General features: G+C 66.6%; 24 protein-coding genes and 1 pseudogene. 20 read left to right on the top strand and 5 right to left on the bottom strand.

Annotated elements, in window-relative coordinates:
* The first annotated feature begins 103 nt into the window (after positions 1 to 103).
* Complete coding sequence (locus HU735_RS09665) at positions 104 to 688, top strand: isochorismatase family protein (protein ID WP_186713291.1); 585 nt, start codon at positions 104 to 106, stop codon at positions 686 to 688.
* A 103-nt stretch (positions 689 to 791) separates the two neighbouring features.
* Here the strand turns inward: HU735_RS09665 and paaX are convergent, their stop codons facing one another.
* Complete coding sequence (gene paaX, locus HU735_RS09660) at positions 792 to 1,715, bottom strand: phenylacetic acid degradation operon negative regulatory protein PaaX (RefSeq protein ID WP_186713290.1); 924 nt, start codon at positions 1,713 to 1,715, stop codon at positions 792 to 794.
* A 59-nt stretch (positions 1,716 to 1,774) separates the two neighbouring features.
* On the bottom strand, positions 1,775 to 2,374 hold the full coding sequence (gene paaY, locus HU735_RS09655) for a phenylacetic acid degradation protein PaaY (RefSeq protein WP_186713289.1): 600 nt from the start codon (positions 2,372 to 2,374) through the stop codon (positions 1,775 to 1,777).
* A gap of 340 nt (positions 2,375 to 2,714) precedes the next feature.
* Here paaY and paaF point away from each other — a divergent pair, with 340 nt between their 5' ends.
* The 16 genes from paaF to HU735_RS09575 all read left to right on the top strand — a co-directional run bounded on the left by paaF (position 2,715) and on the right by HU735_RS09575 (position 18,770).
* Positions 2,715 to 3,488, top strand: coding sequence for a 2,3-dehydroadipyl-CoA hydratase PaaF (gene paaF, locus HU735_RS09650; protein ID WP_186713288.1), 774 nt, complete (start codon positions 2,715 to 2,717; stop codon positions 3,486 to 3,488).
* 31 nt (positions 3,489 to 3,519) lie between these two features.
* Positions 3,520 to 4,314 (top strand): 2-(1,2-epoxy-1,2-dihydrophenyl)acetyl-CoA isomerase PaaG, encoded by a 795-nt coding sequence (gene paaG, locus HU735_RS09645; RefSeq protein ID WP_186713287.1) that lies wholly within the window; start codon positions 3,520 to 3,522, stop codon positions 4,312 to 4,314.
* A gap of 2 nt (positions 4,315 to 4,316) precedes the next feature.
* Complete coding sequence (paaH, locus tag HU735_RS09640; protein WP_186713286.1) at positions 4,317 to 5,834, top strand: 3-hydroxyacyl-CoA dehydrogenase PaaH; 1,518 nt, start codon at positions 4,317 to 4,319, stop codon at positions 5,832 to 5,834.
* Positions 5,827 to 6,276, top strand: a complete 450-nt coding sequence (gene paaI / locus HU735_RS09635; RefSeq protein WP_186713285.1) for a hydroxyphenylacetyl-CoA thioesterase PaaI — start codon at positions 5,827 to 5,829, stop codon at positions 6,274 to 6,276. Before paaH ends, paaI begins: the two co-directional genes overlap by 8 nt.
* A complete protein-coding gene (pcaF, locus tag HU735_RS09630) occupies positions 6,269 to 7,489 on the top strand; it encodes a 3-oxoadipyl-CoA thiolase (RefSeq protein ID WP_186713284.1) in 1,221 nt (406 codons plus the stop codon). Before paaI ends, pcaF begins: the two co-directional genes overlap by 8 nt.
* 94 nt (positions 7,490 to 7,583) lie before the next feature.
* The gene (paaK, locus tag HU735_RS09625; protein WP_186713283.1) at positions 7,584 to 8,903 is read left to right on the top strand and encodes a phenylacetate--CoA ligase PaaK; all 1,320 of its coding nucleotides are present in this window, start codon (positions 7,584 to 7,586) and stop codon (positions 8,901 to 8,903) included.
* Between the two features lie 229 nt (positions 8,904 to 9,132).
* Entirely contained in the window at positions 9,133 to 10,122 is a 990-nt protein-coding gene (paaA, locus tag HU735_RS09620) for a 1,2-phenylacetyl-CoA epoxidase subunit PaaA (protein ID WP_186713282.1), read from the top strand.
* 28 nt (positions 10,123 to 10,150) lie between these two features.
* On the top strand, positions 10,151 to 10,432 hold the full coding sequence (paaB, locus tag HU735_RS09615) for a 1,2-phenylacetyl-CoA epoxidase subunit PaaB (protein WP_011533969.1): 282 nt from the start codon (positions 10,151 to 10,153) through the stop codon (positions 10,430 to 10,432).
* A gap of 8 nt (positions 10,433 to 10,440) precedes the next feature.
* A complete protein-coding gene (gene paaC, locus HU735_RS09610) occupies positions 10,441 to 11,199 on the top strand; it encodes a 1,2-phenylacetyl-CoA epoxidase subunit PaaC (RefSeq protein ID WP_186713281.1) in 759 nt (252 codons plus the stop codon).
* Positions 11,186 to 11,710 carry a 1,2-phenylacetyl-CoA epoxidase subunit PaaD gene (gene paaD, locus HU735_RS09605; RefSeq protein WP_186713280.1) on the top strand — a complete coding sequence of 175 codons (525 nt, stop codon included), beginning with the start codon at positions 11,186 to 11,188 and terminating at the stop codon, positions 11,708 to 11,710. The genes paaC and paaD overlap by 14 nt, the downstream gene beginning before the upstream one ends.
* Positions 11,711 to 11,725: 15 nt before the next feature.
* Positions 11,726 to 12,802 (top strand): 1,2-phenylacetyl-CoA epoxidase subunit PaaE, encoded by a 1,077-nt coding sequence (gene paaE / locus HU735_RS09600; protein ID WP_186713279.1) that lies wholly within the window; start codon positions 11,726 to 11,728, stop codon positions 12,800 to 12,802.
* A gap of 132 nt (positions 12,803 to 12,934) precedes the next feature.
* On the top strand, positions 12,935 to 13,243 hold the full coding sequence (locus HU735_RS09595) for a DUF485 domain-containing protein (protein WP_028688889.1): 309 nt from the start codon (positions 12,935 to 12,937) through the stop codon (positions 13,241 to 13,243).
* Positions 13,240 to 14,802, top strand: a complete 1,563-nt coding sequence (locus HU735_RS09590; protein ID WP_186713278.1) for a cation acetate symporter — start codon at positions 13,240 to 13,242, stop codon at positions 14,800 to 14,802. The genes HU735_RS09595 and HU735_RS09590 overlap by 4 nt, the downstream gene beginning before the upstream one ends.
* Before the next feature lie 35 nt (positions 14,803 to 14,837).
* Positions 14,838 to 16,070, top strand: a complete 1,233-nt coding sequence (locus HU735_RS09585) for an OprD family porin (protein WP_186713277.1) — start codon at positions 14,838 to 14,840, stop codon at positions 16,068 to 16,070.
* A gap of 25 nt (positions 16,071 to 16,095) precedes the next feature.
* Positions 16,096 to 18,144: a phenylacetic acid degradation bifunctional protein PaaZ gene (paaZ, locus tag HU735_RS09580; protein ID WP_186713276.1), complete on the top strand. Its 2,049-nt coding sequence runs from the start codon at positions 16,096 to 16,098 to the stop codon at positions 18,142 to 18,144.
* Positions 18,145 to 18,458: 314 nt separating this feature from the next.
* The gene (locus HU735_RS09575; RefSeq protein WP_238349779.1) at positions 18,459 to 18,770 is read left to right on the top strand and encodes a hypothetical protein; all 312 of its coding nucleotides are present in this window, start codon (positions 18,459 to 18,461) and stop codon (positions 18,768 to 18,770) included.
* A gap of 5 nt (positions 18,771 to 18,775) precedes the next feature.
* On the opposite strand, the gene HU735_RS09570 is transcribed toward HU735_RS09575, so the two are convergent.
* On the bottom strand, positions 18,776 to 20,407 hold the full coding sequence (locus tag HU735_RS09570) for a hybrid sensor histidine kinase/response regulator (protein WP_186713275.1): 1,632 nt from the start codon (positions 20,405 to 20,407) through the stop codon (positions 18,776 to 18,778).
* Positions 20,408 to 20,514: 107 nt separating this feature from the next.
* Between HU735_RS09570 and HU735_RS09565 the strand changes: the two genes are divergently transcribed.
* Positions 20,515 to 21,129, top strand: coding sequence for a LuxR C-terminal-related transcriptional regulator (locus HU735_RS09565; RefSeq protein ID WP_186713274.1), 615 nt, complete (start codon positions 20,515 to 20,517; stop codon positions 21,127 to 21,129).
* Positions 21,130 to 21,276: 147 nt separating this feature from the next.
* On the opposite strand, the gene HU735_RS09560 is transcribed toward HU735_RS09565, so the two are convergent.
* Both HU735_RS09560 and HU735_RS09555 read right to left on the bottom strand, forming a co-directional pair.
* Positions 21,277 to 21,498, bottom strand: coding sequence for a DUF6555 family protein (locus tag HU735_RS09560; RefSeq protein ID WP_186713273.1), 222 nt, complete (start codon positions 21,496 to 21,498; stop codon positions 21,277 to 21,279).
* A gap of 92 nt (positions 21,499 to 21,590) precedes the next feature.
* On the bottom strand, positions 21,591 to 22,142 hold the full coding sequence (locus HU735_RS09555) for an ATP-dependent Clp protease proteolytic subunit (protein WP_186713272.1): 552 nt from the start codon (positions 22,140 to 22,142) through the stop codon (positions 21,591 to 21,593).
* Positions 22,143 to 22,456: 314 nt separating this feature from the next.
* Between HU735_RS09555 and HU735_RS09550 the strand changes: the two genes are divergently transcribed.
* Together HU735_RS09550 and HU735_RS09545 are read left to right on the top strand one after the other, a co-directional pair.
* Entirely contained in the window at positions 22,457 to 23,230 is a 774-nt protein-coding gene (locus tag HU735_RS09550) for an endonuclease/exonuclease/phosphatase family protein (protein WP_186713271.1), read from the top strand.
* Positions 23,227 to 23,354, top strand: a pseudogene (locus HU735_RS09545) (cardiolipin synthase B); the annotation flags it as partial. The gene HU735_RS09550 and the pseudogene HU735_RS09545, both read left to right, overlap by 4 nt.

The raw sequence follows: 23,354 nt of genomic DNA, 5'->3' as shown, positions 1-23,354 counted from the left end.
GGCACGGCAATGATCGCTCGCTGGATAATCACCCTTTCAATCTGCTGGCCCCCAAAAAAGCGAAGGTGAAAGCAGTTTCCCTTTCTGAACCAGGAGATACACCATGCCACATGAAAACTTCAGTGCTGATAACGCAGCCTTGCTGTTGATTGATCATCAAGTCGGAACCATGGGTTGGGCCAAGTCCATGCCTTTCGATGAACTGAAGCGTAATGCACTGATGCTCGCCAAGGCGGCACGCATTCTCAAGTTGCCCGTTGTCCTGACCTCCAGCATGGAGGAACACGCCCAAGGTCCACTGCTGAGCGAGCTGGAAGACATTCTCCCCGCGGCATTCGCTGCGCGCATCAAACGCCTGGGTATCGTCAATGCGATGGACGATGAACACTTTGCCGCGGCAGTAAAAGCCACTGGTCGCAAGCGGCTGATCATCGCTGGCGTAACCAACGATGTCTGCACTGTCTATCCTGCGCTATCGCTGGTCCGGGACGGCTTCGAAGTACAAGTAGTCGCCGACGCCGGCGCATCACCGACCGCAATGGCTGATGACATCGCATTGCGTCGGATGGACAAGGCAGGCGTCACCCTGACTACCACCAACCAGTTGATTGCCGAACTGGCCGGTAGCTGGGCGACTCCTGAAGGCGGGGAATTGGTCCAGGTGCTCATGGAGTCATTCAACAACTGAACATCCCACCAAAGCAGCCCCGCATTGACGGGGCTCTGCTGTCGACGCCAAGACGACACGGGATTAGAACCCTTGCATCCCACCCAGGAAAAAGCTGGAACAATCAGCCAAGCCCACCAAACCGCCGATAGTAACTCTCGTTGGCATCCGGCAACGGCCCATCCGCCGTCTCCAGCGCACTGGCCAGGTACTCCTCCGCCCTGCCCTGCACCAGCCGGTACAGGTTGCGGCACAGCTGGCGCGCCGCGCGCCCTTCCCAATCCCCCGGCAGAAGCTCGTCCGGCAGTTGCGGGTCACGCAACAACAGGCGGCGGTATTCGTGGATCAGCAGCGTGCGCGCCAGGAAGCAGTCCTGCGGGCTCGGCGCCTCTAGGTCCTTCATGGCCTGCCACAGCGGGCGGAACAGGCGGATGAATTCGCTGTAGTGCTGGCCCAGGTCCTCGATGTTCCAGCTTTCCCGCACCTGGGCGCGCAGGGCCTTGGAGGCCAACACTTCCTGGGCGAGGGTTTCGAAGACGATGCAGTCGTCCTCGGCATCCTGCTCGCGCAGGGTCGCGGCGAGGTCGGCGCGGTCGGTGCGCGGGCAGCCCAGCAGGTTCGCGCCCATGGCGCCGAAGCCCTGCCATTCGAGTTCCTCGCGCACGGCCTTGCGCTTGCCGGCGTCGAGTTGCGACAGCAGCACCAGGGTCCAGGCGCCGTTCCAGGCCGGCAGGCTGGCGCTGTAGACGCGCTTGAAGGCTTTCTCGAAACGCCGCCGACCGGTGCCGGTAAGGCTGTAGTAGCTGCGCCGGCCAACCTTCTCGGCGGTCAGCCAGCCTTCCTTGGTCAGGCGGAAGATCGAGGTACGGATCAGCCGCTCGTTGATGCCCATCGGCTCCAGCAGGTTGATCAGGCTGCCCAGCCAGACCGTGCCGCCATGGGGTTCGATGGCATCGCCATAGAGGGTGATGATCAGGGAGCTGGCGCGGATCGGCGTCTGCTCCTGGAAACGGGTGATCAGGTGATTCAGGGGGGCAAGGCTGCTCATGGGGGAACGAGGCGCGGCTAAAGCCTCGACTATACCTGCCTGCCGCGACCGCGCAAGGCTCATGCGCCGCCCTCGGCCTTGGGCCTGAAGCCGGAGTCGCCCATGCGTGGGCGGTCCGCTTCGGGCGCGGTCAGCGGCGGGCACTCCACCAGCGCGGTCATGCAGCGCCGGGCCAGGCTGTGGTACTCGGCGGTGCCGCGCTGTTTCCAGGCCAGCTCCTGGTCGCTGAGCGGGCGCTTGACCTCGGCCGGCGCGCCAACCACCAGGCGCTGCTCCGGGCAGGAGAACCCCGCCTTGACGAAGGCCGTGGCGGCGACGATGCAGCGCGCAGCGATATGCGCGCCGTCCATGACCACCGCGTTCATGCCGACCAGGGCGTCCTCGCCTATCCGACAGCCGTGCAGCACCGCGCCATGGCCGATATGGCCGTTGCGCTCGACCAGCGTGTCGCCGCCGGGGAAACCGTGCATCACGCAAGTGTCCTGCAGGTTCGCGCCCTCTTCCAGGATGATTCGCCCGAAATCGCCGCGCAACGAGGCCAGGGGGCCGATGTAGCAGTTGGGGCCGACCAGCACGTCGCCGATCAGCACGGCGCTGGGGTGCACGTAGGCGCTGGGATGAACCACTGGGGTCAGGCCGTCAAGGCGATAGCAGGGCATGGGCTGGGTGCTCGATATGATTCAGAAGACATGGCGATCCTGTATCAGGTCAAATCACTTAGTCAATGCCTTGCTGGGGTATCGCTTTCTTCACAACGTTTCAGGCCAGTGATGACCTGATACTTGGACAAGCCAGCTCCCACAAATGGCTACAACAGCTAGGCAGCGTGGGAGCGGGCTTGCCCCGCGATAGCGTCACCTGCCTCAAATATAGATACGTAATTACAATTTCAATGTTGATTTTGCGTATCGCTTTGTACATATACTTGCCCCAGCACCACGAACAATTCCAAAAAAGCCGGCCCCAGCCGGCGCCAAACGTGCAGCCTGAGGTACCCCCATGCCAAGCAACCTCATCGTGCAGGCCCCGGCGGACGGCGTCCGTCTGATCACCCTGCACCGCCCGCAAGCCCTCAACGCCTTGAACACGGCGCTGCTGGAAGAGCTGGCCGCAGAACTGGATGCCGCCGACCAGGATCCAGAGATCCGCGCCGTGGTCATCACCGGCAGCCGCAAGGCCTTCGCCGCCGGCGCCGACATCAACGAAATGGCCCAGCGCGACCTGGTCGGCATCCTCAACGATCCGCGCGTGGCCCACTGGCAGCGCATCGCCGGCTTTGGCAAACCCCTGATCGCCGCCGTCAACGGCTTCGCCCTCGGCGGCGGCTGCGAACTGGTGATGTGCGCCGACATCGTCATCGCCGGCAGCGACGCCCGTTTCGGCCAGCCGGAAATCAACCTCGGCATCATCCCCGGCGCCGGCGGCACCCAACGCCTGCTGCGCGCCGTGGGCAAGCCGCTGGCCATGCAGATGGTCCTCGGCGGCGAAGCCATCGATGCCCGTCATGCCCTGCAGGCAGGCCTGGTCGGCGAAGTCACCCAGCCCGAACTCACCGTCGAGCGCGCCCTGCAGGTGGCCACCGCCATCGCCGCCAAGGCGCCGCTGGCGGTACGCCTGGCCAAAGAGGCGTTGCTCAAGGCCCAGGACATGAACCTGGCCTGCGGCCTGCGCTTCGAGCGCCACGCCTTCACCCTGCTGGCCGGCACCACCGACCGCAACGAAGGCATCCAAGCCTTCCAGGAAAAACGCCCGGCCCGATTCCAAGGGCTGTAAGCCTTCCACCGACTGACGGAGCGAGCCAGTCATGTCCTTCCAGCACATCCTGTTTTCCATTGGCGACGACGGCGTCGCCCTGCTTTCGCTGAACCGGCCCGAGCAGCTCAACAGCTTCAACAGCGCCATGCACCTGGAAGTGCGCGAGGCGCTAAAGCTGGTGCGCCAGAGCGAAACCGCCCGGGTGCTGCTGCTGACCGGCGAAGGCCGTGGCTTCTGTGCCGGCCAGGACCTGGCCGACCGCAACGTCGCGCCCGGCGCCGAGCTGCCCGACCTGGGCCAGTCCATCGAACAGTTCTACAACCCGCTGGTGCGCAGCCTGCGCGACCTGCCGCTGCCGGTGATCTGCGCGGTCAACGGCGTGGCCGCCGGCGCCGGGGCCAACCTGCCGCTGGCCTGCGACCTGGTGCTGGCGGCGCGCTCGGCAAGCTTCATCCAGGCGTTCTGCAAGATCGGCCTGGTGCCGGACTCCGGCGGCACCTGGCTGCTGCCGCGCCTGGTCGGCATGGCCCGGGCCAAGGCGCTGACCCTGCTGGGTGAGCGCCTGAGCCCCGAGCAGGCCGAGCAATGGGGGCTGATCCACCGGGTGGTGGACGATGCCGCGTTGCGCGACGAAGCACTCAAGCTCGCCCGCCACCTGGCGACCCAGCCCACCTATGGCCTGGCCCTGATCAAGCGCGCCCTCAACCAGAGCTTCGACAACCGCTTCGACGAACAGCTGGAACTGGAGCGCGACCTGCAACGCCTGGCCGGACGCAGCGAGGACTACCGCGAGGGCGTCGGCGCCTTCATGAACAAACGTACACCTGTGTTCAAGGGGTGCTGACCATGGCCGCACTCGACAATCATGCCTTGGTGGCGGTGATCGGCGCCGGCGCCATGGGTGCCGGCATCGCCCAGGTGGCGGCCCAGGCAGGCCATCCGGTATGCCTTTATGACAACCGCCCCGGCGCCGCCGCGCAGGCCATCGAGGGTATCGACCGGCAACTCGGCCGACTGGTCGAGAAAGGCAGGCTCACCCCTGACAACCACAGCGCCATCCGCGCTCGCCTGCAACCGATCGACAGCCTCGACGGCCTTGCCGATGCCCGCCTGGTAATCGAGGCCATCGTCGAAAGCCTGCCGATCAAGCAGGATCTGCTACGCCAGCTTGAAGCCAGGTGCGCCGACGACTGCATCCTGGCCAGCAACACCTCTTCACTGTCGATCACCAGCCTTGCCGCCGGGCTCCGGCTCCCACAACGGGTGATCGGCATGCACTTCTTCAACCCGGCACCGCTGATGGCGCTGGTGGAGGTCGTGTCCGGTCTGGCCACGGCGCCGACACTGGCGACCACCCTGTACGACACCGCCCGCAACTGGGGCAAGCAACCGGTGCACACCCGTTCGACGCCGGGCTTTATCGTCAATCGCGTGGCTCGGCCCTTCTACGCCGAAAGCCTGCGCCTGCTGCAGGAGAGCGCCGCCGACTGCGCCACCCTCGATGCCCTGCTGCGCGACGCCGGGGGCTTTCGCATGGGCGCCTTCGAGTTGACTGACTTGATCGGTCACGACGTCAACTACGCGGTGACTTGCTCGGTGTTCGAAGCGTTCTATGGCGATTTCCGCTTCCAGCCATCGCTGGTGCAAAAAGAGCTGGTCGACGCCGGGCGCCTCGGGCGCAAGTCTGGCCAGGGCTTCTACAGCTACGCCGAAGGTGCCGAGCGACCAGCGCCTGCGGCACTCACCAGCCAGGCGCCTGTCGAGCGCTGCACGGTGGAAGGTGACCTCGGTGTCCTGCAGCCCCTGGTCGAGCGCCTGCGCGCCAAGGGTATCGGCGTTACCAAGCGCGCTGGCAGCGGCCTGCTGCGGGTGGGAGACGCCACCCTGGCGCTGTCCGATGGTCGCCTGGCCAGCCAGCGCGCCCGCGAGGACGGCTTGCGCAACCTGGTGCTGCTGGACCTCGCCCTGGACTACGCCAGCGCCACGCGCCTGGCCATCAGCCACGGCGCCGAATGCAGTGCCGAGGCCCTGGACCAGGCCGTCGCCCTGCTCTCCCGGGCCGGGCTGAGCGTCTGTCCGGTGGCCGACCTGCCCGGTCTGGTGGTGCTGCGCACCGTGGCCATGCTCGCCAACGAGGCCGCCGACGCGGTACTGCAAGGCGTCGGCACGCCCGGCGACATCGACCTGGCGATGCGCGCCGGGGTCAATTACCCGCGCGGCCCGCTGGCCTGGGCCGACGATCTGGGGGTCGGCTTCACCCTGAACGTACTCGACAACCTGCAACGCAGCTATGGTGAGGAGCGTTACCGCCCGTCCCTGCTGCTACGCCGTACCCACGCCGAAGGAGGCCGCCTGCATGGCTGAACAATCCGCACACACCCTGGCCCGCGCCTGTGCCCAGGCCATGTTCGCCCGCGACGCCGCCAGCCAGGGCCTGGGCATTGAACTGCTTGACGCCGGCCCCGGCAGCGCACGGCTGAGCATGCGCGTGCGCGCCGACATGCTCCAGGGCCACGGCACCTGCCACGGCGGCTACCTGTTCGCCCTGGCCGACTCGGCCTTCGCCTTTGCCTGTAACAGCTACGATGAAGCCGCCGTGGCCCTGGGGTGCAGCATCGACTATGTGGCGCCGGCGCGTCTGGGCGATCAGTTGCTGGCCACCGCCGGCGAACAGAGCCGCAAGGGCCGCACCGGCAACTACGACGTGCGCATCGAGAACCAGCAGGGCGAGCTGATCGCCCTGTTCCACGGCAAATCCTACAAAGTGCGCGGCACCGTGCTGTCGCCGGAGACCTCCCATGACTGACGCCACCCTGCCCCACGCGCTGATCATCGATGCCGTGCGCACGCCCATCGGTCGCTATGGCGGCGCCCTGGCGAGCGTGCGCCCCGACGACCTGGCCGCGGTGCCGATCAAGGCACTGATGGCGCGCCATCCGGAGCTGGACTGGGCAGCCGTGGACGATGTGATCCTCGGCTGCGCCAACCAGGCCGGCGAAGACAACCGCAACGTCGCGCGCATGGCCGGCCTGCTGGCCGGGCTGCCGATCGAGGTCCCCGGCACCACCCTCAACCGCCTGTGCGGCTCGGGCCTGGACGCCATCGGCACCGCCGCCCGCGCCCTGCGCTGCGGCGAGGCCGGGTTGATGCTGGCTGGCGGCGTCGAATCGATGTCGCGGGCGCCCTTCGTCATGGGCAAGTCGGAACAGGCCTTCGGCCGCAGCGCGCAGCTGTTCGACACCACCATCGGCTGGCGCTTCGTCAACCCGTTGATGCAGGCGCAATACGGCATCGACTCGATGCCCGAGACCGCCGAGAACGTCGCCGAGCGCTTCGCCATCTCCCGCGAGGACCAGGACGCCTTCGCACTGCGCAGCCAGCTCAAGGCCGCCGCCGCCCAGGCCAATGGCCGCCTGGCCCGGGAGATCGTCGCAGTCGATATTCCCCAGCGTAAAGGCCCGCCTAAGCGCGTCGAACAGGACGAACACCCACGGGGCGACACCACCCTTGAGCAACTGGCGCGCCTGGGCACGCCGTTCCGCGACGGTGGCAGCGTCACCGCCGGCAATGCCTCGGGGGTCAACGACGGCGCCTGCGCCCTGCTCCTGGCCAGCCCCGCGGCAGCTCGGCTACATGGCCTCAAGGCTCGCGGCCGGGTCCTTGGCCTCGCCGTTGCGGGCGTCGAGCCGCGACTCATGGGCATCGGTCCGGTACCGGCCAGCCGCAAGGTACTGGACTTGACCGGCCTGTCCCTGGCCGACATGGACGTGATCGAACTCAACGAAGCCTTCGCCGCCCAGGGCTTGGCCGTGCTGCGCGAGCTGGGCCTGGCCGACGACGATCCCCGGGTCAACCCCAACGGCGGCGCCATCGCCCTGGGTCACCCGCTGGGCATGAGCGGCGCACGGCTGGTCACCACCGCCCTGCACCAGCTGGAGCAGACCGGCGGGCGCTACGCCCTGTGCACCATGTGCATCGGCGTCGGCCAGGGCATCGCCCTGGTGCTCGAACGCCTCTGATCAGCCGCCAGAGACGCCACGCGACGCGGGCAGTATGCTGCCTGCCATGACACTCAGGGCTTCGGCCCACGACAAGAACAACTCGAGTGAAACCATGAATCTCTACCACGATGCCGACCGCGCCCTGCTCGACCCGATGGAAACCGCCAGCCTCGACGCGCTGCGCCAGCACCAGCTGGAGCGCCTGCGCTGGAGCCTGAACCACGCCTACGCCAACGTGCCGCTGTATCGCCAGCGCTTCGACGCCTGCGGCGCCCACCCCGATGACCTGAAGTCGCTGGACGACCTGGCGAAGTTCCCCTTCACCGGCAAGAATGACCTGCGCGACAACTACCCCTACGGCATGTTCGCCGTGCCCCAGGACCAGGTGGTGCGTCTGCATGCCTCCAGCGGCACCACCGGCAAGCCGACGGTGGTCGGCTACACCCAGAACGACATCGACACCTGGGCCAACGTGGTGGCGCGCTCGATCCGCGCCGCCGGCGGGCGCCGTGGCGACAAGGTACATGTGTCCTACGGCTACGGCCTGTTCACCGGCGGCCTGGGCGCGCACTACGGCGCCGAGCGCCTGGGCTGCACGGTGATCCCCATGTCCGGCGGCCAGACCGAGAAGCAGGTGCAACTGATCCGCGACTTCCAGCCGGACATCATCATGGTCACGCCTTCGTACATGCTCAACCTGGCCGACGAGATCGAGCGCCAGGGTATCGACCCGCACGACCTCAAGCTGCGCCTGGGCATCTTCGGCGCCGAACCCTGGACCGACGAACTGCGCCGCTCCATCGAGCAGCGCCTGGGCATCGATGCGCTGGACATCTACGGGCTGTCGGAAATCATGGGGCCGGGCGTGGCCATGGAATGCCTCGAGACCAAGGACGGCCCGACCATCTGGGAGGACCACTTCTACCCCGAGATCATCGACCCGGTCAGCGGCGACGTGCTGCCGGACGGCCAGCTCGGCGAGCTGGTGTTCACCTCGCTGAGCAAGGAGGCATTGCCGATGGTGCGCTACCGCACCCGCGACCTGACCCGCCTGCTACCCGGCACGGCGCGGCCGATGCGGCGCATCGGCAAGATCACCGGGCGCAGCGACGACATGCTGATCATCCGCGGGGTCAATGTGTTCCCGACGCAGATCGAGGAACAGGTACTCAAGATAAAACAACTTTCAGAGCTGTATGAGATTCATCTGTATCGCAATGGCAACCTCGACAGCGTCGAGGTGCATGTGGAGCTGCGCAGCGACAGCCAGTACCTCGACGACGGCCAGCGCAAGCAGGTGGTGGGCGAGCTGGCGCGGCAGATCAAGACCTATATCGGCATCAGCACGCAGATCCAGTTGCAGCCTTGCGGCACGTTGAAGCGTTCGGAGGGCAAGGCTTGTCATGTGTATGACAAGCGCTTGGCTGGCTGACCGCAAGCGCTGAGAAGGAAGCCCCGGCATGGTCCGGGGCTTTTTTTGGCCTTTAGAAAGTCGGGGGCGCTTTGCGCCCCTTTCGCGGCACAAGGCCGCGAAAGGGCTGCGCAGCAGGCCAATGCGATACACAAATCTTATTCGATACATCAAATACTGTTTGATGTTGTGTTTTGTATCGCTTATAAATGAGCCACGCCCCAAGCAGCCCACAACCGGGAGCCCGAACATGTACGCACAGCTCGTAGAAACCGGCGTCAAGCGCCTCAAGTCCCTGGAGGAGATGTCGCCCGAAGAACGCGCCTTCCAGGAGAAGATCGACGCCGAGATCAAGATCGAAGCCAAGAACTGGATGCCCGAGGCCTACCGCCAGACCCTCATCCGCCAGATCTCCCAGCACGCCCACTCGGAAATCGTCGGCATGCTCCCGGAAGGCAACTGGGTCACCCGCGCCCCGTCGCTCAAGCGCAAGCTGCAGCTGATGGCCAAGATCCAGGACGAAGCCGGCCATGGCCTGTACCTGTACAGCGCCATGGAAACCCTCGGCGCCGACCGCGACGAAGAGATCGCCAGGCTGCACAGCGGCAAGGCCAAGTACTCGAGCATCTTCAACTACCCAACCCTGAGCTGGGCCGACATGGGCGCGGTGGGCTGGCTGGTGGACGGCGCGGCGATCGTCAACCAGGTGGTGCTGCAGCGCACCTCCTACGGCCCCTACTCCCGCGCCATGATCCGCATCTGCAAGGAAGAGAGCTTCCACCAGCGCCAGGGCTACGAGCTGCTGCTGACCATGATGCGCCACGGCACCCAGGCGCAGAAGGACATGGTCCAGGACGCCATCGACCGCCTGTGGTGGCCGGCGCTGATGATGTTCGGCCCCAGCGACGAGCACTCGCCCAACAGCGCCCAGTCCATGGCCTGGAAGATCAAGCGCCAGACCAACGACGAACTGCGCCAGCGTTTCATCGACCAGACTGTGCCCCAGCTCGAACTGCTCGGCTGCACCGCGCCGGATCCGGCCCTGAAGTGGAACGAGGCCCGCGGCCACTACGACTTCGGCGAGATCCAGTGGGACGAGTTCTACGAAGTGCTCAAGGGCAATGGCCCGTGCAACCAGGAACGCCTGGCCACCCGGCGCAACGCCATCGAAAGCGGTGCCTGGGTGCGCGAGGCCGCCGTGGCCTATGCCCGCAAGCAACAGAACAAGAACGCCGCCTGAAGCGGCGAATGATGCGGAGATACCCCCAATGTCTGTCTGGACCCTGTTCGAAGTCTTCGTGCGCAGCAAGCACGGCCTGAACCACAAGCACGTCGGCAGCGTGCACGCCGCCGACGCCGCCATGGCCATCGAGAACGCCCGCGAGCTGTACACCCGCCGCAGCGAGGGGGTGAGCCTGTGGGTGGTGCCCTCGGCGCTGATCACCGCCTCCTCCCCCGACGAGAAGGACCCGCTGTTCGCCCCGGCGGATGACAAGGTCTATCGCCACGCCAGCTTCTACGAGCTGCCGGCCGAAGTCGGACACATGTGAGGCGCGCCATGCACAAGCAAGCACTGATTCAATACCTGCTGCTGCTCGGCGACAGCGCCCTGGTCCAGGGCCAGCGCCTGTGCGAGTGGTGCGGCAAGGCCCCGGCGCTGGAGGAAGAACTGGCGCTGATGAACGTCGGCCTCGACCTGGTCGGCCAGGCCCGCAACTGGCTGGACTATACCGCCGAACTGCAGGGCGACGGCCACGACGCCGACGCCCTGGCCTTCCGTCGCGACGAGCGTGCCTACCGCAACCTGCTGCTGGTCGAGCAACCCAACGGCGACTACGCCGTGACGATGCTCAAGCAGTTCCTCTACGACGCCTGGCACCACGCCATGCTCGATGGCTTGAGTGCCTCGGGCGATGAGCGTATCGCCGGCATCGCCGCCAAAGCCCTGAAGGAGGTGACCTACCACCTGCGCCGCTCCGGCGAGTGGGTGCAGCGCCTGGGCGGCGGCACCGAGGAAAGCCGCCGGCGCATGCTCGATGCCATCCCCGTGCTGTGGCGCTTCACCGTCGAGCTGACGGTCGCCAGCGACAGCGAAGTGCAACTGGCCCAGGCCGGCATCGCCGCCGACCCGACCCAGGTCGCCCAGCGCTGGCACGCCGCTGTGGAGGCGATCTTCGCCTCGGTCGAGCTGCCGCTGCCCAAAGCCGCCAGCCACTTCTACCTGGACGGGCGCAAGGGCCTGCACACCGAGCACCTGGGCCTGCTGCTGGCCGAGATGCAGTTTCTGCCGCGAGCCTACCCCGATGCGACCTGGTGAGCTGATCGCGGGTGACCGCGGCGCCCGCGCCCTGCGCGACGGCGACCTGGGCCAGGCCTGGGCGGTACTGGCCGAGGTGATGGACCCGGAGGTGCCGGTGGTCAGCGTGGTCGACCTAGGGATCGTCCGCGACCTCGACTGGCGCGCCGGCCACCTGCACCTGGTGGTCACCCCGACCTACTCCGGTTGTCCGGCCACCGAGGTGATCGAGGGCGATATCCGCCAGGCCCTGGAACAGGCCGGGTTCGCCGAGCCAGCGCTGGAGCGCAGGCTTACCCCGGCCTGGAGCACCGACTGGATCAGCGACCAGGGCCGCGAGCGCCTGCGCGCCTACGGCATCGCGCCGCCCGCCGGCAGTGCCAGCCTGCGCGGGGCCTCGCCCACGGTGTGCTGCCCGCAATGCGCCAGCAGCGATACCGAACTGCTCAGCCAGTTCGGCTCCACCGCCTGCAAGGCCCTGTACCGCTGCCGTGCCTGCCTGGAACCGTTCGACTATTTCAAATGCCTTTGAGCCGTGGAGAACGCCATGAGCCAGTTTCACAGCCTGACCGTCCGGCAAGTGCGCCAGGAGACCCGCGACGCGGTGTCCATCGCCTTCGACGTGCCCGCGCACCTGCGCGAAGAGTTCCGCTTCACCCAGGGCCAGTACCTGGTCATGCGCACCCGACTGGATGACGAAGAGGTGCGCCGCTCCTACTCGATCTGCAGCGCGGTGCAGGACGGCGAATTGCGCGTGGCGGTCAAACGCGTGCCGGGCGGTCGTTTCTCGGCCTTCGCCAACGAAGTGCTCAAGGCCGGCCAGCAGTTGGAGGTGATGCCGCCGTCGGGCAGCTTCTTCGTGCCGCTGGAGCCGGCGCGCCGGGGGCACTACCTGGGCGTGGCCGCCGGCAGCGGCATCACCCCCATCCTGTCGCTGGTCGCAACTACCCTGGCCTGCGAGCCTCACAGCCGCTTCACCTTGCTGTACGGCAATCGTGCCAGCAACAGCGCGCTGTTCCGCGATCGCCTGGAAGACCTGAAGAACCAGTACCTCGACCGCCTCAACCTGATCTTCGTGTTCAGCCGCGAGCAGCAGGATGTCGACCTGTACAACGGCCGCATCGACGCCGACAAGTGCGGCCAGCTGTTCGCCCGCTGGCTCGACGTGCAGTCACTCGACGCGGCGTTCATCTGCGGCCCGCAGGCGATGACCGAGACCGTGCGCGACAGCCTGCAGGCCAATGGCCTGGCCAGGGAGCGCATCCACTTCGAGCTGTTCGCCGCCGCCGGTGGCGAGGCCCGTCGCGAAGCCCGCGAGGCGGCGCGCCAGGTGGATTCGGCGGTCAGCCACGTCACCGTGATCAGCGATGGCCGCGCCCTGGCCTTCGACCTGCCGCGCAACACCCGCAGCGTGCTCGAGGCCGGCAACGCCATCGGCGCCGAACTGCCCTGGTCGTGCAAGGCCGGGGTGTGCTCAACCTGCAAGTGCAAGGTGATCGAGGGCGAGGTGGAGATGGACAGCAACCATGCCCTGGAGGACTACGAAGTGGCGGCCGGGTATGTGCTGTCGTGCCAGACCTACCCGCTGAGCGACAAGGTGGTGCTCGATTTCGATCAGCTTTGAACCCCATCGCGGGGCAAGCCCGCTCCCACGAAGGCAGCTGAAACCCGTGGGGGCGGACTTGCCCCGCGATCTCCCAAAGCAACACCCGCGTGACCTGAAAAAACAATTACAACAGCCAGAGAGAACGCCCCCATGACACCCGAACACCTCGAATCCATCAGCAAGCACCCCGCCTTCGTGCAACTGATCCAGCGCAAGCGCCGTCTCAACGGCTCGCTGACCCTGACCATGCTCGTCGCCTACTACGGCTTCGTCCTGCTGGTGGCCTTCGCCCCCGGCGTGCTCGGCCAGTCCCTCAGCGGCGGCGTGACCAGCGTCGGCATGCTGGTGGGCGTGCTGATGGTGCTGCTGTCCTTCGCCCTCACCGGCGTCTACATGCACCGCGCCAACCGCGTCATCGACCCGCTCAACGAGGTGGTCAAGCAGGAGTGCGCGCGATGAACTGGACCGCCATCTCGATGTTCCTGGTGTTCGTTGGTTTCACCCTGCTGGTGACCCGCTGGGCCGCCCTGCGCACCCGTTCGGCCAGTGACTTCTACACCGCCGGCGGCGGCCTGACCGGCATGCAGAACGGCCTGGCGATCGCCGGCGACATGATCAGCGCCGCGTCCTTCCTCGGCATCTCGGCAATGATGTTCATGAACGGCTACGACGGCCTGCTCTACGCCCTGGGCGTGCTGGCCGGCTGGCCGATCATCCTGTTCCTGATCGCCGAGCGCCTGCGCAACCTGGGCAAGTACACCTTCGCCGACGTGGTTTCCTACCGCCTGGCCCAGGCCCCGGTGCGCCTGACCTCGGCCTTCGGCACCCTGGCCGTGGCATTGATGTACCTGGTGGCGCAAATGGTCGGCGCCGGCAAGCTGATCGAGCTGCTGTTCGGCATCAGCTACCTGTACGCGGTGATGCTGGTGGGCGTGCTGATGGTGCTGTACGTCACCTTCGGCGGCATGCTCGCCACCACCTGGGTGCAGATCATCAAGGCGGTGATGCTGCTGTCGGGCACCACCTTCATGGCCTTCATGGTGCTCAGGCACTTCGGCTTCAGCACCGAGGCGATGTTCGCCAGCGCCGTGGCCGTGCACGCCAAGGGCCAGGCGATCATGGCGCCGGGGGCGCTGCTGTCCAACCCGGTGGACGCCATCTCCCTGGGCCTGGGCATGATGTTCGGCACGGCCGGCCTGCCGCATATCCTCATGCGCTTCTTCACCGTCAGCGACGCCAAGGAAGCGCGCAAGAGCGTGTTCTACGCCACCGGCTTCATCGGCTACTTCTACCTGCTGCTGATCGTCATCGGCTTCGGCGCCATCGTCATGGTCGGCACCGAGCCGTCCTACCGCGACGCCACCGGTGCGATCATCGGCGGCGGCAACATGGTCGCGGTGCACCTGGCCCAGGCCGTGGGCGGCAACCTGTTCCTCGGTTTCATCTCGGCGGTGGCCTTCGCCACCATCCTCGCCGTGGTCGCGGGCCTGGCGCTGTCCGGCGCCTCGGCGGTGTCCCACGACCTGTACGCCTGCGTGGTGCGCAAGGGCCAGGCTAGCGAGCAGCAAGAGATGCGTGTCTCGCGCCTCGCCACCCTGGGGATCGGCCTGTTCGCGGTACTGCTGGGGCTGATGTTCGAGTCGCAGAACATCGCCTTCCTCTCCGGCCTGGTGCTGGCGGTGGCCGCCTCGGTCAACTTCCCGGTGCTGCTGCTCTCGATGTTCTGGAAAGGCCTGACCACCCGCGGTGCGGTGGGCGGCAGCCTGGCCGGGCTGGTCTCGGCCATCGTCCTGGTGGTGCTGGGGCCGGCGGTGTGGGTCAACGTGCTGCACAACGAGCGGGCACTGTTCCCCTACAGCAACCCGGCGCTGTTCTCCATGTCGCTGGCCTTCCTCGCCGCCTGGGCCTTCTCGGTCACCGACGGCTCGGAGCGGGCGCGGGAAGAACGTGGGCGCTACCTGGCCCAGTTCATCCGCTCGATGACCGGTATCGGCGCCGCCGGTGCCAGCAAGCACTGACCTCAAGAACAATAACAATGTCGGGTACAACAACAATGAACCGCACGCACCTCAAGTCAGCCGCCTGGCTGGCCACCCTCGCCCTGCCCCTGCCGGCCATGGCGGACTTTGTCGCTGACAGCCACGCACGCCTGGAACTGCGCAACCACTACATCAACCGCGACTTCCGCCAGAACAACGCCCCGCAGAGCAAGGCCGAGGAATGGGGCCAGGGCTTCACCGCCCGCTTCGAATCGGGTTTCACCGAGGGGCCGGTCGGTGTCGGGGTGGACGCCATGGGCCAACTGGGCATCAAGCTCGATTCCAGCCGCGACCGACGCAACACCGGCCTGCTGCCCTACGGACCGCGCAGCCTGGAGCCGGTGGACGACTACAGCGAACTGGGCCTGACCGGCAAACTGAGGGTGTCCAAGAGCACCCTGCGCCTGGGCACCTTGCAGCCGATTTTGCCGGTGGTGGTGTACAACGACACCCGCCTGCTGGCCTCGACCTTCCAGGGCGGCCTGGCGACCAGCCAGGAGCTGGACGGCCTGACCTTCAACGGCGGCCGCCTGACCAAGGCCAACCTGCGCGACTCTTCCGGGCGCGACGACATCGGCTACGGCGCCGCCAGCAGCGACCACTTCGACTTCGGCGGCGGCAGCTACGCCATCACCCCGCAGACCAGCGTCAGCTATTACTACGCCAAGCTCGAGGACATCTACCGCCAGCAGTATGTGGGCTTGCTGCACACCCAGCCCCTGGCCGAAGGCGTCAGCCTGCGCAGCGACCTGCGCTACTTCGACAGCCGCGGCGACGGCGCCGAGCGTGCCGGGCGCATCGACAACCGCAACTTCAACGCCATGTTCACCCTGGGCGTGAAGGCCCACAAGTTCACCGCCACCTGGCAGCAGATGTCCGGCGACAGCGCCTTCCCGTTCCTCAACGGCGGCGATCCGTACACCGTCAACCTGGTCACCTACAACACCTTCACCCGCGCCGGGCTCGACTCCTGGCAGGTGCGCTACGACTACGACTTCGTCGCGATGGGCATCCCCGGGCTGAGTTTCATGACCCGCTACACCGACGGCCGCCACGCCGAAACCGCCACGCTCAGCAATGGCCGCGAGCGCGAGCGCGACACCGACATCACCTACGTCATCCAGAGCGGCCCGTTCAAGGACGTCAGCCTGCGCTGGCGCAACGTCACCTTCCGTTCCGGCAATGGCCTGACCAACGCCGTGGACGAGAACCGCCTGATCATCGGCTACACCGTGGCGCTCTGGTAACCGCGCCCCTTCAAAGGAGAACAGCATGTCCGCCGCCCCTACCCTGCAAAGCTTCATCGCCGGCCGCTGGATCGGCCAGCACGGCGCCCAGGCCCTGCGCAGCGCCCTCGACGGCCACGTCCTGGCCTACAGTCACGAAGAGCGCCCGGACTTCGCCGAGGCCGTGGATTTCGCCCGAGCCCAGGGCCTCAAGCAGCTGCTGGCCATGGATTTCCAGCAGCGCGCCGCCCGGCTCAAGGCCCTGGCGCTGTACTTGGCCGAGCGCAAGGAGCAGCTCTACGCCCTGTCTCACCATTCCGGCGCCACCCGCGCTGACAGCTGGATCGACATCGAGGGCGGCAACGCCACGCTGTTCGCCTATTCCAGCATGGGCCGGCGCGAACTGCCGTCGGGCAACCTGGTACATGAGGGCCCGGCAATTCCGCTGGGCAAGCAAGGCCATTTCGCCGGCAGCCATATCCTGGTGCCGCGCGCAGGGGTGGCCGTGCATATCAACGCCTTCAACTTCCCGATCTGGGGCATGCTGGAGAAGTTCGCCCCGACCTTCCTCGCCGGCATGCCGTGCATCGTCAAGCCCGCTACCGCCACCAGCTACCTGACCGAGGCCGTGGTACGCCTGATGAATGAATCGGGCCTGTTGCCGGCCGGCAGCCTGCAACTGGTGATCGGCAGCACGGGCGATCTGCTCGACCGTCTGCAGGGCCAGGACGTGGTGACCTTCACCGGTTCCGCCGACACGGCGGCCAAGCTGCGCGTCACCCCGAACCTGATCCGCCACTCGGTGCCCTTCACCGCCGAGGCCGACTCGCTGAACTGCGCCATCCTCGGCCCGGACGTCAGCCCCGACAGCGAGGAGTTCGAGCTGTACATCAAGGAAGTGGCGCGGGAGATGACCACCAAGGCCGGGCAGAAATGCACGGCGATCCGCCGCGCCATCGTCCCGGCCAGGCACATCGACGCGGTGGCCAGCCGCCTGCGCGAACGCCTGCGCAAGGTGGTGGTGGGCGATCCTGCGGTCGAGGGCGTGCGCATGGGCGCGCTGGCCTCCCACGACCAGCAGCGCGATGTCGGCGAGCGCGTGCGCCAATTGCTGGACAGCTGCGACCAGCTGCTGGGCGCCAGTGACGGTTTCACACCAGTCGGCGATGGCGTGGCCGAGGGCGCGTTCTTCGCCCCGACCCTGCTGTTGGCCCGAGACCCACATGCCGAGGGCGGCGCCCATGATATCGAGGCATTCGGCCCGGTGAGCACGCTGATGGCCTACGACGACCTCGATGAGGCCCTGGCCCTGGCCGCCCGCGGCAAGGGCAGCCTGGTGGCATCGCTGGTGACCGCCGACCGCGCCGTGGCGGCCAAGGCCATCCCGCTGGCGGCGGCCTGGCACGGGCGGCTGCTGGTGCTCGACAGCGAGGCGGCCAAGGAATCCACCGGCCATGGCTCGCCATTGCCGCAACTCAAGCATGGCGGCCCCGGCCGTGCGGGCGGCGGCGAGGAGCTGGGCGGCCTGCGAGCGGTCAAGCACTACCTGCAACGCGCCGCCGTGCAAGGCTCGCCAAGCATGCTGATGGCGGTGACAGGTGAATACGTGCGCGGCGCCGAGGTGATCGAGACCGAGGTGCACCCGTTCCGCCGCCATTTTGACGACCTGCGCATCGGCGAGTCGCTGCTGACCCACCGCCGCACTGTGACCGAGGCCGACCTGGTCAATTTCGGCTGCCTGTCGGGCGATCACTTCTACATGCACTTCGACGAGATCGCGGCGAAGCAGTCGCAGTTCGGCAAGCGCATCGCCCATGGCTATTTCGTGCTGTCGGCGGCGGCCGGGTTGTTCGTCAGCCCAGGCGAAGGGCCGGTGCTGGCCAACTATGGCCTGGACACGCTGCGCTTCATCACCCCGGTGGGGATCGGCGACACCATCCAGGCGCGGTTGACCTGCAAGCGCAAGATCGACCAGGGCAAGACCAGCCCGCAGGGGCAGGCGCAAGGGGTGGTGGCCTGGGATGTGGAGGTGACCAACCAGCTGGGTGAGCTGGTGGCCAGTTATGACATCTTGACGTTGGTGATGAAGCGGTGAACGTGGTTGGGTGGCGAGGGGCCTGGTGATAGGCGGCCACCCCTTTCAAGGTCTTGCGACCCTTTCGCGGCACAAGGCCGCTCCTACAGGAGATTCGCCTTGTGCCACGAAAGGGCTGCAAAGCAGCCCCGGCAAGTCCAAGCCGGACGCCAATGCTCAGCATCTTGAAATTGCCATCACTATGCCACCTCGCACATCCGCCCTACATCGTGCAACGCCCCCTCGGCGCTATAGTCGGCCCATCGCCCCACCGCCAGCCCCCCTTCCTGGCGGTGGGTGCGCCGTACCGAGAACAATGCCAAGGAAGCAACGCGATGATCCCCATGTCCTTCCCCTTCAAGTCCCTGTTCCTGCTCGCCGGCCTCGCTGCCCTGGCCGGTTGCCAGACCGCCAGCCCCAGCGCCGACACCCTCAAGCAGCGTACCGAGGTCACCCTCGGCGTGCCGGTAAGCAAGGTCAGCAACCTGCGCAGCGACTCCAACACCACCTACTTCACCGCCAGCACCGCGAAGGGCCAGTTTGACTGCCAGGTGCCCAGCGGCGGCCTGGTCGCCGTGGCCGGCATGGGCATCTACACCCCGTCACCGACCTGCTGGAAGGAAGGCCAGGCCCCCGTCTTCCAGTGACACCCTCAAGCGCCGGCCTGAACCGCCGGCGCCGCTGCCGTCTCGCGCAGGGCGCGCAACGCCGCGCGCAACTCGGCCGGTCGTACCGGCTTGGCCAGCACCGCGATGCCCCGCGCCTGCAAGGCGCCCTGCAGCCTGTCGATGTCGTGACCGGTCATGATCAGCGCCGGCACATCGGCGCCGCGCTGCGCGCGCAACTGGTCGATGCAGTCGATGCCGGTAGCCTGCAGCCCCAGGTCGTAGTCGGCGACGATCACATCGCAGTCGCTGACCAGGTCGTAGGGCGAACTCTCGGCCTGCACCTCGCATCCCCAGCGTTGCAGCAAGGCGCTGGTGGCCTGCAGCACGTTGTGGTCGTCCTCCACCAGGCACACCCGCAGCCCCGTGAGCAGGCCCGCCTGCACGGCCTGGTCGAACGTGGCCCGCGGCACCTGCGCGGGGGCCTTGGCCAACCCCTGCAGGGTCACGCAGGTACCATGCCCCAGGCGCGAGCGCAGGCTGACCTCCAGGCCCATCAAGCGCCCCAGGCGCTTGACGATGGCCAAGCCCAGGCCGACCCCCTCGACATCCTTGTCGCGCACTTCGCGCACCCGGTAGAACTCCTCGAACACCCGGCCCTGGTGCTCCTCGGCAATCCCCCGACCCTGGTCGCAGACGACGATGGCCAGGCCCTGCCCGCGAGGCCGCACACCGATCAGCAGCGGGCGGCCGGCGGCGTACTTGAAGCTGTTGGACAGCACGTTCTGCACCATGGTCGCCAGCATGCCCGGGTCGGCGCAAATCCAGTGACGGCTGGGCACCAGGCGCATCTCGACCCCGGCCCAGCGCGCCGCTTCGCTGTTCTGGCGCAGCAGCTCGCGCAGGAAGCCGTCCACGGCAATGGTCTCCCATTTCGGCTGCACCCGGCCGTTGTCCAGGGTGTACAGGTCGAGGATCGAGCGGAACAGCTGCGAGACGTTGAGCAGCGAGCGGTCGATGCTGTCCACCAGGCGCCGCTCCTCCTCGCCCAGGCGCGCCTCACGCAGGCAGGCGGTGAACAGGCCGATGGAATGGATCGGCTGGCGCAGGTCGTGGCTGGCCTGAGCCAGGAAGCGGGATTTCTCGCGGGTCGCGGCCTCGGCCAGGGCCGTGGCCTTGCGCGTGCGCTCCAGCAGCAGGTGGGCGTAGAACGGGATCAGGGTGCTGGTGGTCAGCAGCATCGGCAGCAGGAACGGCTGCTCCTGCCAGTAGGGCGTCAGTCGCCACACCACCAGCAACGCCCCGAGGGCCAGTACCGTGGCGATGGCCAGGTAACGCGAGCCGAAGCGCATGCCGTTGCCCAGGTTGATCCACACCATCACCGCATACAGCGGCAATGCGGTCTCGCCGCCGACCACCAGGCCGAAGCAGGTACCGGTGTAGTCGCCGAGCATGCCGAAGATCCGCCGCGCCGGGTAATGCCCGGGCCAGCGCTTGATGGCCTGGCGCATGCCGATCGACACCACCACGAAACCCGCGTAGTAGAGCAGTACCGGCAGGTAGGTGGCCGGCGAGCGCCCCGGCAGGAAGCCCAACAGCGCCACGTAGCTGATCGCGCAGGAGGCGACGATGATGCGCAGGTTGGCTTGGTCCAGTTCGTTGTTCTTCTCGAACCTCATGGGGTAACGTCCTTGTGCGCCAGTCGGCATTTGCGGCATCCATCATGGGAAAATGCCACAGGTGACTGCTAAATTAGCATGTGTCGGACGACAGGGAGTTCCTCGACGTGAGTTGCCGCATCATCGTGGCGGATGACCATCCGCTGTTCAGGGAAGCCATGGTCAACACCGTGCGACGCATCCTGCCCGACGCCCGGCTGGAGGAAGCCGGCAGCCTGGCCGATGTGTTGCGCCTGGCCTCCTTGGGCGCCACGCCCGACACCCTGATCCTCGACCTGCGCTTTCCCGGCCTGACCTGCATCGGCCGCCTAGCCGAGCTGCGCCGGCAGTTGCCGCGCACCACGCTGATCGTGGTGTCGATGGTCGACGACCCGGAGGTGATCTGCGAAGTCATGGCCGCCGGTGTAGATGGCTTTATCGGCAAGAGCGTCAGCCCTGCGGAAATCGGCGCGGCCATCCTCGCCATCCGCGCCGGCGAGGTGGTGGTCAACTACCTGCCCAGCGGCCTGCTGCCGCAACTGGGGGCCTCCAGCGAGCTGGAACAGCTCACCCACCGCCAGCAGGACGTGCTGCGCCTGATCGCCCAGGGCAAGACCAACAAGGAGATCGCACGGGCGCTGGATATCTCGCCGTTTACCGTGCGTATTCACGTGTCTTCGCTGCTCAAGACCCTCAACGTGCCGACCCGCACGGCGGCGGCGGTGAAGTATTCAGGGAACTGAGAAACCACCAGACGATTGTGTGTGACTGCGTGGGAGCGGGCTTGCCCCGCGAACACCGGCAAAGCCGGTGCCAGGCATCGCATCGCGGGGCAAGCCCACGCTGATTCAGATGCCAGGCCAATCTCCTGGGGGGTTGCTTATGAAGCCTCACACCCGCCAGTGCACATCGGTAATGCCATGCCGCTCGGCCATCGGCCGGCTGACCTTCTTGATCTTTTCCCGCCCGAACTTCGGGATGATCCCCAACCCCGCATCGCAACTTGCCCAGTGCCAGGCTTCGGCATTGTCCATGTGCTCCTGGCGGATGATGAAACGCCGCGGCTCTCCGTGCAGCCGGTATTCAATGGTGTACAGCTGGGGACTTGGCATCGACGCAGGCCCTCCTCTTCTCCATGGATGACTCTCTGACAGATCACCCTGTGCGCTGAAAATTCAAAAAAGATTGGCAGCCAAGGCCTGCCTCACGCATGCACGCTCCACTGCGTGGCATCGGGCTCGATCGGCAAGTCGTCGATCGCATGGATCAAGCCGCAGGCCAGCGCCTCGTCGGGCCCGAGGATGCGCGGATAGGCCATCAGGTAGCGCGGCACATCCAGCGCCTCGCCAGCACCCGCGGTTCGTTCGGCGACGATCTGTACATACAGGCGCAGGTCGTAGTCCAGGCTCATGGCGTACTCGGCCATGCGCGCATGGTCCACCGAGCCGTGCAAGGTCCAGTGAAACGGGTGGAACAGGAACTTGCTCAAGGCGCAGGCGGTACGGTGGCTGCCGGCCAGGAACAGGATGTTGCCCATCGACTCGACCGTGCCGAGGTTGTGGGTGTGCACCGGCACCGGCAACGCGCGCAGGAAGTTGTAGAGGGTAAAGCCGTAGCTGCATTCTCCGCCCATGGTGGCGATGTTCAGTTGCAATAATTCGGCGCCCTGCTGCAAGGCTCGCGAGCAGGTGTTGATGAGATTACCGCAGGTGGCCGAGTTGATCGGGCCGGTGAAATGGATGATGTGTCTGGCCATGGCGTCCTCCAGGTCAGTCGGCGCCGTGCGGATCGTCACCGCGCTCGCCCAGCCGTTGATACTGCCTGCGCAGGGCATGCAGCTCGGCCGGGCTCAGGCCCCGCAGGTCGAATTTCACGGCAAACCGTCCTGCAGTTTGTCTACCCGGCAAGCGGTGGAGGCTACACCCGCCCCTAAAGTTCCGCCGCGACTCCGCTCATCCATCGGGCTGAACCCTGGCGCTTCGGAGCCGGTCGCTATGCAATAACGACTGCCAGGGACGCGAACGTGAACGCATGTCATAGCGAACTTCCCGAACGTCCGGAGACGGTGCGATGAGCAGCCCCGCATCCGCCTCTTGCCATATCGGGGAGCAGATGATGGCCGTGCACCGGCTGACGGTGCTGACCCTCAACGTGCACAAGGGTTTCACCCTGTTCAACCGCCGCTTCATCTTGCCGGAGCTGCGCGAGGCGGTGCGCGCCACCGGGGCCGACCTGGTGTTCCTGCAAGAGGTGCACGGCAGCCACCAGCGGCATGCCGAACGCCATCCGACCTGGCCGACGGCACCTCAGTACGAATTCCTCGCCGACAGCATGTGGCCGCAGTTCGCCTACGGGCGCAACGCGGTCTATCCCCATGGCGACCATGGCAATGCCCTGCTGTCCAGGTTTCCGATCCGCGCCCACGACAACCTCGACGTCACGATCCACGGCAACGAGGAGCGCGGTCTATTGCACTGCCTCCTCGAAGTGCCCGGCCATGAGCAGCTGCACGCGATCTGCGTGCACCTGGGACTGCGCGAAGACCATCGTCAGCGTCAGGTCGGCCTGCTGCTGGCATTGCTCGACAGCCTGCCGCCGGACGAGCCGGTCATCGTCGCCGGCGACTTCAACGACTGGCGCCTGAAAGCGGATGCGCGGCTGTCGGGCCATCTGCGCGAAGCCTTTGGCAAACCGGCGCGCAGCTTTCCCGCGCGCCTGCCGCTGCTGCGCCTGGATCGCATCTACCTGCGCAATGCACAAGCCTGCGAAGCGCGGGTGTTGTCCCGATACCCATGGCCACACCTCTCCGACCATGCTCCGTTGGTGGCGCAGGTGACGCTATGAAGCAGTCCTGGAGCGACGGCAACCGTGTCGAACTGTTGATCAACGGTGAGCAGTACTACCCGCGCGTGTTCGAGGCCATGGCCCAGGCACGGGAGGAAATCCTCCTGGAGACCTTCATCATCTA

This window comes from Pseudomonas sp. BW16M2 (assembly GCF_014268865.1).
GTDB classification, from domain to species: Bacteria; Pseudomonadota; Gammaproteobacteria; order Pseudomonadales; family Pseudomonadaceae; genus Aquipseudomonas; species Aquipseudomonas peradeniyensis.
The sequence above is the reverse complement of the archived record's forward strand: the minus strand, read 5'-3'. Positions and strand labels throughout refer to the sequence as shown.